A 12028-nucleotide genomic window follows, 5' to 3' on the forward strand; every position below is an offset into this window, starting at 1 on the left:
GGCAAAGGGCAGAGCGCTTAATCGCCTCCGCCTCCCCCGCAGCCGCCGCCGCAGCTGGAGCTGCCTCCTCCATCCGAGCCGGAGCCGCAGCTAGACCCGCCGTCCGCCCCGTGACGGACTGTTCCGGTATCCGAGACGCCGCCGCCCATCCAGAAAACGTCGTGATCGTCGCGGCGTTTTTTTGATTTGCGGGTGCGCGAATACCCGTAAGACTGGCGGAGCGCTTTGCGGGTGCGGTTGATTTTCAAATGCAGCGAAATGGTCAGCAGGGCGAAGAGGAGAAGAACACCGGACATTAACGCGAGAAAGATATTCATGCGATCGCCTCCTAAAGGGGTGTAATCCCAGCATAAGCGATCATCGTTAAAACGGTGTAAATAATAGTCAGAATATTGTAAAAATTAAAACAAATTATTCTGCTTGTCTTACACATGATTACGATAATGTTGGGGCGAAACGCCGACGATTTTCTTGAACAGCCGGGAGAAATAGAAGACGTCCTTGAACCCGAGGGCGAGGGCGGTTTCCTTCACCGAATGATTGGTGTTGAGCAGGATGTTTTTCGCTTCGGAAATCTTCAGGCGGTGCACGTATTCATGAAGCGAGTAGCCGGTCGCCTTATGGATCGCGCGGCGCAGCGTGGACATCGAGATATGATGACGTTCGCAGAGCGCCGCCGCATCGAACGGTTCCGCGATCCCGGCTTGGACCGCTTCAAGCAAGGCGGCCGTCGGGCTTACCGCAGGGAGCTTGCTAGGCGGTTTGCTGCTCTGCATCAGCTCGAATAAGAAGGTCTCGAGCAAGAGCGCCGCCCGATCCAGGTTGCCCGCTTCCCCGCTGTCCATGAGCGAGAAGATCCGTTCGATCTTCCCGCGCTGCGTATCGTAATTCCACGCCTGCTTCACGCGGTCCGGCTCCGCGAGCCAGGTCGCGAACCACTCCTCGACGCGCGAGCCTTCCACCGTAAAATAGAACTCGTCCCACGTCTCGTTCGGACCCGGCCCGTAATCGAATACCGCTCCCGGATAGAAAAGGAAGAAGCTGCCTTTGCCGACCGATTGACGATCGCCGCCGTTGACTTGATAGGTGCCGGAACCATCCGCGATATATACGATTGCGTGATGCTTGAAGGATGCCGCGCGCCGGAACAACGTACGGTGGGGCAAATGTCCGGCCGTGATCAAGGAGAGCGATTTGACGCTCAGCGTGCCGGGATCGATCATCCGGTCGACGATCCGAATGGGCATCTTGCTGATCGTATAGTCCATGAATGTGGTCATAACGGTTATTCTCCCTCATCTATCGGATATGTTAGCCTGATTGTATAATGCGAATTCGGTTATTCGCAACTATCAATGGGGAGGCAGCGCATATGGCGGCAGCGACAATCAAAGTAGGCATCATCGGTTTGGGATCGATATCGGATTTGCATTTGCAGGCTTACCGGAGACTGGAAGGGGTTCAACTGGTGGCTGCGTGCGACCTGAACGGGGCGCGGGCGGAAGAGAAGGCGGGCAAATACGGCATCGGCAACGTATATACCGATTACCGCGAGCTGCTGGCCGATACGGAGGTGGACGCGGTCAGCATCTGTACGTGGAACAACTCGCATGCGGAGATCAGTATTGCCGCGCTTCGCGCCGGCAAGCACGTGCTGGTCGAGAAGCCGCTGTGCCGGACGGTGGAGGAGGCCGAGCGGATCGAGGAAGCCGTGCGGGAATCCGGCAAGACGCTTCAGGTCGGTTTCGTCCGGCGATATGACGCGAACGCGCAGCTGGTCAAACAGTTCATCGATAACGGCGATGTGGGCGGCATCTATTATGCGAAAGCCTCCTTCATTCGCAGGCTCGGCAATCCCGGCGGGTGGTTCGCCGATCCTGAGCGGTCCGGCGGCGGTCCGCTGATCGACCTTGGCGTTCACATCATCGATCTCTGCTGGTATTTGATGGGACGGCCGAAGCCGGTGTCGGTCACGGGCAATACATACAAGAAGCTAGGCAATCGTTCGCATATCCAGCATCTGTCCTTCTACCAGGCGGCGGACTATGATCCGAACGTCAATGGCGTCGAAGATATGGCCAACGCGCTCATCCGGTTCGAGAACGGCGCCTCCTTATTCGTGGACGTCAGCTTCACGCTTCATGCGAAGAAGGATGAGTTCGCGGTGCGCCTTTACGGCGATCAAGGCGGCATCGAGATCGAGCCGGAGCTGGCGATCGTGACCGAGAAGCATAATACGATCCTTAATATCGCGCCGCAGACCGACAACAAGTCGATCCATATCGAAGATGCGTTCCTGAACGAGGTCCGCCATTTCGTCGATAGCGTGCGCGCGGGCAGCAAGCCGATCAGCCCGGTCGAGGACGGCGTAGCCGTCATGCGGATGCTGTGCGGCATCTACGAATCCGCGCGTACCGGCGAAGAAGTCCGCCTGTAGTTCGACTATAGGAGCGAGAAGGAGACGATGAGATGAGATTAGGCATTAGCACATATAGCTTGTATCAAGCGTTGGCGTCCGGCGAATTGGATATCCTCGGCGTTGTCGATTGGATAGCGGACCAAGGCGCCGAGCATGTCGAGATCGTGCCGGTCGGATTCGAACTCGCCGGCAACCTGGAGCTCGCGGATGCGATTCGCGAGAAAGCGACAGCGCGAGGAATCGCGGTCTCGAATTATGCCATCGGCGCGAATTTCGCGGTCGACACGGAGGAAGCGTATCGGGCGGAGATCGAGCGGGTCAAGGCGGAGGTGGACCTTGCCGCCCGATTGGGCGTCAAGCTGATGCGGCATGACGTGGCCCGGAGCGATGACACGTCGATTCGTCATTTTAACGCGGTCTTGGGCAAACTGGCGGCAGCATGCGGCGAGATCGCGGATTACGCGGCGGCATACGGCATGACGACAAGCGTCGAGAATCACGGCTATTTCGTGCAGGCCAGCGATCGCGTCCAGGCGCTTGTCCAAGCGGTGAACCGGCCGAATTTCCGGACGACGCTTGATATCGGCAATTTCGTCTGCGTCGACGAAGATCCGGTGGCGGCCGTCCGCAACAATTTGCCGTATGCCTCGATGGTGCACGTCAAGGACTTCTACCGCAGGCCGTCGTATCGCAATCCGGGGGAGGGATGGTTCCAGAGCGCTAGCGGCAGCTACCTGCGCGGCGCGATCGCCGGTCATGGCGATTTGGATCTGGCCGAGAGCCTTCGCTTGATTAAGCGGAGCGGTTATGACGGATATGTTTCGTTGGAGTTCGAAGGGCTGGAGGAGTGCAAGAAGGGAACCATCCTCGGCTTGGCCAACGTGAGAAGACTGTGGGATGAGGCATAGTCGGAAGCAAGCGGAACGTGGGAAGAAGAGGCAAGGGCGTCATTCGACGCTCTTGTCTTTTCGTTATTCGCGCTGCTCGACTTCACGTGATTTTGGCGATCGGGTGCATAGAACGCGCCTATTTGCCCATACTGATGGTTAGCAATTATTACAATGGTCGCAGTGCATAATAGGGACTCGCCACCTCTTGTCGAATCATGTAGAATGAAAGCATGTTAAGCGGAAGGGATGAAAGAGCAGCATGGCATATAAAGTCGTTCAGCAGATAGAAATCAAGGATATGAACAACGAACCGATCCACGTCGTCGACTTCACGTACGGCACCGTCGCCACCCCGTTCCAAATCGGAGGCATCGCCATCGTGCCTAAGATCGGCTTGAAGGAGTTCGACGTCGTGTACGATAAACGCACGGACGAGGTCGAGCGCTTCGAAGTCGAACGCCTGGAATATGACATGCGTACCAATCCCGTGACGGGCACCATCATATTGAAGTCCGCTACGCTGATTCTCGGCTTGCACGATGTTGGACAAGTTTAGGATGACACGAAAAAAATAAATGCGAAAGCCGCGCCCAGCGCGGCTTTTTTGCGTTCGATCGGCATGCGGAAAGGCTAACCGGCGATGTCATGCGGCCGAAAAAGGGACATGAAAGGCGACATTCGCTAATATACTTGCTCCTACAGACAGCCACTGCCAACGAAGGAGGGATGCCAGCTGATCACGTTTAAAGGGGTGAATAAGCATTTTGGCGGCCTGCACGTGCTGAAGGACATCGATCTGCACATTGATCCGGGCGAAGTCGTCGTGGTCATCGGTCCGTCCGGCTCCGGCAAGAGCACGCTGCTGCGCTGCATGAACCGGCTGGAGACGATATCCAGCGGGGAGCTGTCCGTGCTCGGTATGCCGCTCGGCGGGCGGAAAGCGGATGTCAACCGGCTTCGCCGCGACATCGGCATGGTGTTCCAGCATTTCAATCTGTATCCGCATCGAACCGTACTGGACAATATTACGCTGGCACCCGTTCAGGTATTAGGACAGTCGAAGTCGGAGGCGGAGGCGCTCGCCCGTCATTTGCTGGCCAAAGTGGGGATTCCCGAGAAAGCGGAGGTCTTCCCGTCCCAGCTGTCGGGCGGGCAGCAGCAGCGCGTGGCGATCGCCAGAGGGCTCGCGATGAAGCCGAAAATCATGCTGTTCGACGAACCGACCTCTGCGCTGGACCCGGAGATGATCGGCGAGGTGCTAGCGGTCATGAAGCAGCTGGCGAGGGAAGGCATGACGATGGTCGTTGTGACGCACGAGATGGGGTTCGCGCGCGAGGTCGCGGATCGGGTCATTTTCATGGACGAGGGACGGATTGTCGAGGAGGGGGCACCGGCGGTGTTCTTCGGCCAGCCGAAGGCGGACCGCGCGAAGCTGTTCTTAAGCCGGGTGCTCAATCATTAAGCCGGATACGTGAATCGAACGACAGGGGGGTTCCAATCATGTTGAGATGGAGAAGCATCCGAATGCTCGGCGTCATGCTCGCCGCGGTCATGTTCATCGCGTCCGCGTGCGGAACGAAGAACGATAACGCGGGCGGAAGTAACGGCGGGACCGATGGCGGCAATGCCGCAGGCGGTGCCGCGAACGCCGAAGCGCCAGCGGACGAAGGGGTGCTCAAGGAAATCAAAGAGCGGGGCAAGCTCGTCGTCGGCGTCAAGTTCGATACGAAACTCTTTGGCTTGAAAGATCCCGGCAGCGGCGCGGTCGAGGGCTTCGACGTCGACATTGCCAAGCAGGTGGCCAAGAAGGTGCTGGGAGATGAAACGAAGCTGGAGCTGAAGGAAGTCACATCGAAGACGCGCATCCCGATGTTGAACAACGGCGAGATCGACCTGATTGTCGCGACGATGACGATTACGGAGGAGCGGAGGAAGGAAGTCGACTTCTCCGACGTCTACTTCAAAGCAGGCCAATCGCTGCTCGTCAAGAAAGGCAGCGCAATCACGGGCATCGCGGACGTGACGAAGGATACGAAGGTGCTCGGCGTAAAAGGCGCGACCTCGATCAAGAACATCGAAGATAAAATTCCGGGTCTCAAGGTGCAGCAATACGAGAACTACCAGGAAGCCTTCACCGCGCTGCGGGCCGGCAAGGGAGATGCGCTTACGACGGACAACGCCATCCTGTACGGCATGACCAAGCAGGACGATAATTACGAGGTCGTGGGCGGGACGTTCACCGACGAGCCGTACGGCATCGCCATCAAGAAGGGCGAATCGGCGCTCGTCGCGCTCGTGAACGAAACGATCAAGGAGCTGCAGGCTAGCGGCGAATATGCCGCCATCTACGAGAAGTGGATCGGCGAGAAGCCGCCCGCGGAATAGAGTTCGCTTATGCCGGACCTCACGGTGTTGACCGATCACTGGGAGACGTTCCTGCTCGGACTTCGCAACACGCTGCTGGCCAGTCTGCTGGCGCTCGTCGGCAGCTTCGCGGCCGGAACGCTGATCGCCGTCATGCGGATCTCTAATTGGCGCGCGCTCCGCGTCCTCGGCACGGTGTACGTGGAGGTATTTCGTAATATCCCGCTCTTGCTCGTCGTTTACGTTTTCTTCCTCGGACTTCCCGCTTTGGGCATTGCGCTGAACGGATTCGTCTCCGGCACGCTGGGGCTCATCGTCTACACCTCCGCGTTCATCGCCGAAGCGGTCCGGGCCGGAATCTTGGCCGTTCCGAAAGGACAAATGGAGGCGGCGCGTTCGTCGGGGCTCTCGTATGCGCAGGCGATGAGACATGTCGTGCTTCCCCAAGCGGTGCGGATCGTCATCCCGCCGATGACGAACCAGTTCCTGAATCTGGTCAAAAATTCGTCCGTGCTCGGCGTCATCGCCGGCATGGACCTCATGTATTATGGCGATATCATTAACCTGGAGACGTACGACACCGTCGACACGTACATGTTCGTCGCGATGTTCTACCTGGTGCTGACGCTGCCGCTCGCCTATACTTCCCGGCTGCTCGAGCGCAGGCTGGCACGCGGCGGGTAAGGAGGGACGAAGATGGATTTCAAGCAGGCTTATTCGGCCGATAACGTCCTGTTTCTGCTCGAAGGCTTCGGGATGACGCTTCGGCTCGCTTTGCTCGCCATCGCGCTAAGCTTTCTGCTGGGGCTTGCGGTCGGTATCATTTGTTATGCACGCATTCCGATCGTTTCCAAGCTGCTGGGCCTGCTCGTAGAGATGGTGCGGAATTTGCCGCTGCTGCTCATTATTTTCTTCGCCCGCTACGGGCTGCCTGAATTCGGCATCCAGCTGAGCCTGTTCTGGGCCGCCATCTTGGCGCTCACCGTCTTCGAAGCGGCGATGATCGCCGAGATCGTGCGGAGCGGTCTCAAGTCCGTGGACCGTGGACTGGTGGAGGCGGCCCGTGCGTCGGGGCTTGGCGCCGTGCAGACGCTTCGCCACGTCGTGCTGCCGATCGGCCTGAGGCGCATGGTGCCGCCGCTCGTCAGCCAGTTCATCTCGCTGCTGAAGGACACGTCGCTCACGGTCATTATTAGCTTGGCCGAGTTGACGCATAACGCCAACATTATCATGGGGCAGAATATCAATATCGTGCTGCCGACGCTGCTGCTCGTGGCGGCGCTCTATTTCGCGGTTAACTATGCGCTGTCGCTGGCGGCTCGAAGGCTGGAAGTCCGGCGGCATGCATAACTTACGGGCGGCTGCGAACAGCACATTTACAACCCTTACAAAGCGCCGAAAGGCGCTTTTTCCTGTTTCACGCAACCTGATATGGTCCAGTTACGTTTATAGAGTAATGGTTATGTCGGATGAAGTCGAAAATTTTTTTGTAAGAGAATGGCGGAACGTGTTAGAATGAACCGACATCAAAACTAGTTCGGAATACCTAGTCAATCTATGACTGCAACGAGGGCTGCGCATTATGAATGAAATCTCGCTCGATTTTTTGACGATACTGCTTCCGTCTTATGTTTATTTCTATATGGCGATCACGCTGTACGTCCGCAACCGCAAGAGTCCGCATAACCGCGTCGCATCGCTGCTCATGCTGTCGCTGCTCTCTTATTTCATGGGGGAATATATTAAATCGACCTTGTACAGTACGTACGAGGTGCCGATCGTCCTCTACTGGAACGCGCCGATGCTCCTGCTGACGATCAGCCTGCTCATCCATCTCTGCCTGTTGATCAGCGGGACGTTAAGCAATCTGGCGAACTGGCTCATACCGGCCGTTTACGGTCTCCCGTTCACGTTATACGCGACGCTGCTCGTATCGTATGACGATCGGTCGTTGTATAACCCCGAAGTGAACGGTGGGGAAAGTCCGCTGCATCCGCTCATTCTGGTGCTGGCGATCTCGTTCGTCGGCGGTTATATTTTATCGTCCGTCCTCATCTTGACGGTCGGTTGGCGCCGTTCGCATAATCCGAGGCAGCGCAAGGTGCTTCAATTGCTGCTGCTTAGCTTGCTTACGATGTTCGGCTGGTTCGTGCTGGTGACGGTCTTGCTTCAGAACGGCATCACGACAAGTCCCGAATCGATGGCGTTGTACTTCTCTGGCTGCTTGCTGTGGGTGCTCGCGCTTCGCATCATCGTGAACAAGTACGATTTTCTTCCGGACTACCGGCAGCTGTTCCACACGTTGTTCGAATCGGGACCGAATGCGATTATACTGCTGGACAAGCTCGGGACGGTCAAACAAATGAATCCTCGCGCAGCGCTTCTATTCGGCTCCGGGGACGAAGCGGCAGATCCTGCGGGCGCCTTATGCTTCGATGATGGCACCACGCTGCGCGAGCACATGCAAGATCGCAAGTCCGGCACACGCCCGCAGGCCGACGGTGAGCTGCACGTCGGAATGCCGGGTAGCGGCCGAACCGAGTTTCTATTCCATGCGGATGTGCTGCCAGGGGTCGACGAGGAGCTGCTTGTGCTGCATTTGACGGACGTCACCCGGCTGAAGGAAGCCGAACGCCGCTTGGCCGAATCCGAGCAGCGGTACCGCCAGCTGGCCCATCATGACACGTTAACCGGATTATACAACCGGATGGCGATCAACGAGCAGGCGGATGGCCTTATGAAGCGCAGACGTCGGTTCGCGCTCGTGCTGATTGATTTGGATAATTTCAAATGGGTCAACGACACGTTCGGTCACGTGGCCGGCGATCAATTTCTCGTCCATATCTCCTCCTGCTTGCGGAGCGCATCCGGCCCGAACGACATGCTCGGGCGGCTGGGCGGAGACGAGTTTGTCATTCTCATTCCTGACCCGGTTCGGGCAGAGGAGCTGCTGGGCGATATTTCCGCTCGACTCGGGCCGCTCGGCCAGCAGCCTTTCCAGATCGGTCAGGAGCGGATTCCGGTCTCCTACAGCGCCGGTGTCAGCGAGTTTCCTTCGGATGGTCTGTCGTTAACGGAACTGCTGCGCAGCGCGGACGAGGCCATGTACCGGGTGAAACGTAACGGCAAAAACGGCATATCGGTCTATGCGTCGTAACGATCTAGACGAGGAATAGAAGAGAAGCGGCTTTGCAGGATAATCTGCGAAGCCGCTTTTTTGACATTTTGGAACGTATGGCGGGAGCCCCGGCTACGCGCTGAAAATATTGCCCGGTTGACCCATCCAAATATAGATCGCCATCAAGGCGAACAGCAGGAAACAGAAGTTGACGGCGACGAACAGGCATCGCATCGCAAGCGAACGGTGAAAGTTGAACAGCGTCTGCCAGGTGCCGCTGCCTTCGATAATGAAGAGCAGGAAGAGGGTGTGCAGGATCGTATGGCCGACGACCTCCGTCTCGCCAAAGACCGAAGCGGTGAACAGAAATATGCCGGTTACGAGTAAGGCGGTAAAGCGGTTCATGAGGCCGACGATGAATGCCCAGGCCAAGCCGAGCTCGACGAAGGCGGAGATCAAGACGAAATCTTCGACCGTAAACCCCATCGTCGGCAGCCCGTAGTCATGCATCACGGTGCAGGCAAGCTTGGCGAGTGTCAGCTTCTCCATGGCAAGCCAAGCGAGCGACAGGCCCGTGAAGACGTACATCACATGCGTGCCGGTCCGATTCCACTTGGTGTTGGCGGTGACAAGACAATAAATGATACCTACGTAGAACATATAATCCAAGCTGTGGAATAGGCCGTAGACCGTTATTGTACGGATGTACAGGAAGGCAAGCGCAGCGCCGCTGACCGTAAGGAGCTTCTTGTGGACAAGCCCGGCAATGGCGGTGATCATCAAGACGTACTGCCACCAGGCGTCCAACGGGAATTCGGGCGCCAAGTACGTGCCGGTGAGCAGCTGCAGCACGAGGCCGATGCCGAGACCAACGCGAAGAATGCCCATTTTATACGGCACGAACCGATTCAGAAAGCCGTGCAGACTCCGCACGATGGGAACGCGTTCAAGTGGACCCGCCAGCACGGAGCATAGCAGCAGCCCCGCGATCGTCAGGCCAAACCAATAGAGGAACCCGTTGGTGAGCACCTTCGACATCGGCTGGGGCGTCCAAGAGAAATCGTCGATGAACCATTTGACGTGCGCGTACATCGCGCTCCACCTCGGGAGCGTTAAAACCATCAATGAATCACCTCCTTTGCTGGCACGGAGGTTACACGTACAGGTAGTTGGATGTGAGATAAAGGGCGATACAAGCGGCATGAGGGGAGATAGGCTGGAAAAGGGGCAGGCACAAAGAACGATCGTACCAGACCATGCCGTCTTGGTGCTGTTGTCGGTCAACAAAGCTTACATCCAATGCGCGCGTGGTACGAGTAACCGGGTTGTGCAAAGTGATATAGCCGCGTAGCGAAATAATCGTATCACATCAAAATTGAAATGTAATCGACATCAGCGGAAAAAATGACAAAATAACGTCTAAGTGACATAAATAATAGAAAAGTGTAAAAATTGTTAATTGTAAATAAATTGGAAGAAGAACGAGGGGGTGATGGGGCTAAAACGCGAATGTTCCCATGGTACCACATGTCCGTATACTTGAATATGCATATGGACGGGAACGTTCATGCAACGGGCACAATAAAAACCTTCTCCCGAACGCGCTAGGGCAGTCCGGGAAAAGGTTATTTGGCTCTAACCGATATTTTGCAGCGTACGATTGACTTCATTGATGCTGCCCGTTGTTCGTTCATTGCCTTGCAGCAAATTCTCGACCGTCGCAAGCAGCTCTTGCAGCGAGGCGCTGGCCTGCTCGGCGGCAGCGGCCAGATGGCCGGTCGACGATTTGATCGTATCGACGGAATCCGTCATTTGCGTCATATGATTGCCGTAGCCGTCCGAAATCCGATTCAAGTTCGCGATGGCGCGATCGATGCTCTCAAAGGCGGATTTGGTATTGTTCGACAGGGCGTAGCTTTGCTCCATCTGAACCGATACCTGCTCCATCCGTCCGAGTGTCGCGTTGGATTGCAGGGAGAAGGCGTTCAGACGGCTGGAGATTTCGTCTGCTGCGCCGCCCGCCATGTCGGCAAGCTTACGGATCTCCGAGGCGACTACGGCGAAACCTTGCCCGTGCTCGCCCGCGCGGGCCGCTTCGATGCTGGCGTTGAGCGACAGCAGATTGGTTTGGCTGGCGATTTCCTTGATGGTTTCGCTGAATTGGCTCGTCTGCGCGAGCTGGCGAATCAGTTCGCCGAATTCCGCGGTCATGGCGTCGGTGTCGGCCTTGAAGCGGGTCAGCGCGTCGAGGAGCTGTGCCATCTGCTCCTGTCCCGACTTCGACAGCTCGCCGGTGCTCCATGCCTCTTGACGAAGCGTCGCGCTTGAATCGGCGATCGAACGCGTCATGTCGGCCAGGACGCTCACTTTGTCGTCGATTTCAACCGTGGCTTCCATCTGGACGGACGATCCGGATGCGATTTGCTGGAATGCGTGCGACATTTCCTGGAATGACGTCATATTCTGGCTGCTATTCGCCGAGATATCGCCCATATTAACCGAAAGCTTCTTCACGAATCCGATGAGCTCGTCCTTCTGCGCCTGCTGCGCCGCGAGCAGCTGCTCGGTCTCGGCACGGGAAGCCTCGATTTCCTTCATGACGTAGTTCGATACCCGCAGCAGCGAGAAGAACAGAATGTTCAGCAGCACGTAATAGACGACATAGGCGCTAGCCGCATTGCGGTCATCCGTCTGGGATATCAGGAAAATGAGCATGCCTAGCCCCCATGCACTGGTGCCAGCCGTCAGCGGCAGACGCATATAAATGAGAGACATCAGAATCGCGTAGTAGATCAGGAAGACATTATTCAGGTCCGGCGTGACGATCATTAAATACGTGGAGCTGACCAAGGTTCCCGCTATCGCATAATACCCGATAACCCGTATGCCCTTGCGCAAGTAGTGTAAAATGCCGAACACGGCCGTGTTGGCGAGCGAAATACCGATCGTGATCATGCTGGAGACCGTAATCGAATCCAGCGCGAACACGGACATAAGCGAAAGGCCGGCTACGATCAGGAGCGCGACGAGCACGACTTTGTTGCGGCGGATCAAATCCCGCTCGTGCGAAGAATAACAGGCGTCGCGGGGTTGTTGCGGTTGAGAAGCTTTTTGCATGGCAGTCTTTACCTTCTTTCTAGTTGTAGATGCAGATATTGGGCAAGGAAAAGTTGCTAGAATCGACACATGTTTAATATCGGCAGTCGGATGTTTGGATTTTAGATATGGAATCAATGA

Annotated in this window: 12 protein-coding genes; 8 read left to right on the forward strand and 4 right to left on the reverse strand. The window is 56.6% G+C overall.

The genetic code is table 11. From position 1 onward, the window contains the following. Positions 1–17: 17 nt before the first annotated feature. Together ACFSKT_RS00445 and ACFSKT_RS00450 are read right to left on the reverse strand one after the other, a co-directional pair. Positions 18–317: a hypothetical protein gene (locus ACFSKT_RS00445; RefSeq protein ID WP_377719833.1), complete on the reverse strand. Its 300-nt coding sequence runs from the start codon at positions 315–317 to the stop codon at positions 18–20. Positions 318–425: 108 nt separating this feature from the next. Beyond that, on the reverse strand, positions 426–1280 hold the full coding sequence (locus ACFSKT_RS00450) for an AraC family transcriptional regulator (RefSeq protein WP_377719834.1): 855 nt from the start codon (positions 1278–1280) through the stop codon (positions 426–428). A gap of 92 nt (positions 1281–1372) precedes the next feature. Between ACFSKT_RS00450 and ACFSKT_RS00455 the strand changes: the two genes are divergently transcribed. The 8 genes from ACFSKT_RS00455 (at position 1373) to ACFSKT_RS00490 (ending at position 8830) form a co-directional block, all read left to right on the forward strand. Next, positions 1373–2437 (forward strand): Gfo/Idh/MocA family protein, encoded by a 1065-nt coding sequence (locus tag ACFSKT_RS00455; protein WP_377719835.1) that lies wholly within the window; start codon positions 1373–1375, stop codon positions 2435–2437. A gap of 32 nt (positions 2438–2469) precedes the next feature. After that, positions 2470–3327 carry a sugar phosphate isomerase/epimerase family protein gene (locus tag ACFSKT_RS00460; protein ID WP_377719836.1) on the forward strand — a complete coding sequence of 286 codons (858 nt, stop codon included), beginning with the start codon at positions 2470–2472 and terminating at the stop codon, positions 3325–3327. A 241-nt stretch (positions 3328–3568) separates the two neighbouring features. Then, complete coding sequence (locus ACFSKT_RS00465; protein WP_377719837.1) at positions 3569–3865, forward strand: hypothetical protein; 297 nt, start codon at positions 3569–3571, stop codon at positions 3863–3865. Between the two features lie 177 nt (positions 3866–4042). Beyond that, positions 4043–4771, forward strand: coding sequence for an amino acid ABC transporter ATP-binding protein (locus tag ACFSKT_RS00470; protein ID WP_377720618.1), 729 nt, complete (start codon positions 4043–4045; stop codon positions 4769–4771). A gap of 38 nt (positions 4772–4809) precedes the next feature. Further along, positions 4810–5694 (forward strand): transporter substrate-binding domain-containing protein, encoded by an 885-nt coding sequence (locus ACFSKT_RS00475; protein ID WP_377719838.1) that lies wholly within the window; start codon positions 4810–4812, stop codon positions 5692–5694. 9 nt (positions 5695–5703) lie between these two features. Continuing rightward, entirely contained in the window at positions 5704–6357 is a 654-nt protein-coding gene (locus ACFSKT_RS00480; protein ID WP_377719839.1) for an amino acid ABC transporter permease, read from the forward strand. Between the two features lie 12 nt (positions 6358–6369). After that, entirely contained in the window at positions 6370–7023 is a 654-nt protein-coding gene (locus ACFSKT_RS00485) for an amino acid ABC transporter permease (protein WP_377719840.1), read from the forward strand. Positions 7024–7255: 232 nt separating this feature from the next. Beyond that, positions 7256–8830, forward strand: a complete 1575-nt coding sequence (locus tag ACFSKT_RS00490; RefSeq protein ID WP_377719841.1) for a sensor domain-containing diguanylate cyclase — start codon at positions 7256–7258, stop codon at positions 8828–8830. Between the two features lie 93 nt (positions 8831–8923). On the opposite strand, the gene ACFSKT_RS00495 is transcribed toward ACFSKT_RS00490, so the two are convergent. Both ACFSKT_RS00495 and ACFSKT_RS00500 read right to left on the reverse strand, forming a co-directional pair. Next, positions 8924–9913: a hypothetical protein gene (locus tag ACFSKT_RS00495; RefSeq protein ID WP_377720619.1), complete on the reverse strand. Its 990-nt coding sequence runs from the start codon at positions 9911–9913 to the stop codon at positions 8924–8926. A 513-nt stretch (positions 9914–10426) separates the two neighbouring features. After that, positions 10427–11908, reverse strand: coding sequence for a methyl-accepting chemotaxis protein (locus ACFSKT_RS00500; protein ID WP_377719842.1), 1482 nt, complete (start codon positions 11906–11908; stop codon positions 10427–10429). Between the last annotated feature and the right edge of the window lie 120 nt (positions 11909–12028).

Source organism: Paenibacillus xanthanilyticus, from assembly GCF_042682185.1.
GTDB classification, from domain to species: Bacteria; Bacillota; Bacilli; order Paenibacillales; family Paenibacillaceae; genus Paenibacillus_Z; species Paenibacillus_Z xanthanilyticus.

Excerpts from the sequence above, each read along its gene's own strand:
- ACFSKT_RS00455 (WP_377719835.1), top strand. The coding sequence starts at position 1,373 with ATGGCGGCAGCGACAATCAAAGTAGGCATCATCGGTTTGGGATCGATA.
- ACFSKT_RS00490 (WP_377719841.1), top strand. The coding sequence starts at position 7,256 with ATGAATGAAATCTCGCTCGATTTTTTGACGATACTGCTTCCGTCTTAT.
- ACFSKT_RS00495 (WP_377720619.1), bottom strand. The coding sequence starts at position 9,913 with ATGGTTTTAACGCTCCCGAGGTGGAGCGCGATGTACGCGCACGTCAAA.
- ACFSKT_RS00475 (WP_377719838.1), top strand. The coding sequence starts at position 4,810 with ATGTTGAGATGGAGAAGCATCCGAATGCTCGGCGTCATGCTCGCCGCG.
- ACFSKT_RS00500 (WP_377719842.1), bottom strand. The coding sequence starts at position 11,908 with ATGCAAAAAGCTTCTCAACCGCAACAACCCCGCGACGCCTGTTATTCT.
- ACFSKT_RS00450 (WP_377719834.1), bottom strand. The coding sequence starts at position 1,280 with ATGACCACATTCATGGACTATACGATCAGCAAGATGCCCATTCGGATC.
- ACFSKT_RS00460 (WP_377719836.1), top strand. The coding sequence starts at position 2,470 with ATGAGATTAGGCATTAGCACATATAGCTTGTATCAAGCGTTGGCGTCC.
- ACFSKT_RS00465 (WP_377719837.1), top strand. The coding sequence starts at position 3,569 with ATGGCATATAAAGTCGTTCAGCAGATAGAAATCAAGGATATGAACAAC.
- ACFSKT_RS00480 (WP_377719839.1), top strand. The coding sequence starts at position 5,704 with ATGCCGGACCTCACGGTGTTGACCGATCACTGGGAGACGTTCCTGCTC.
- ACFSKT_RS00445 (WP_377719833.1), bottom strand. The coding sequence starts at position 317 with ATGAATATCTTTCTCGCGTTAATGTCCGGTGTTCTTCTCCTCTTCGCC.
- ACFSKT_RS00485 (WP_377719840.1), top strand. The coding sequence starts at position 6,370 with ATGGATTTCAAGCAGGCTTATTCGGCCGATAACGTCCTGTTTCTGCTC.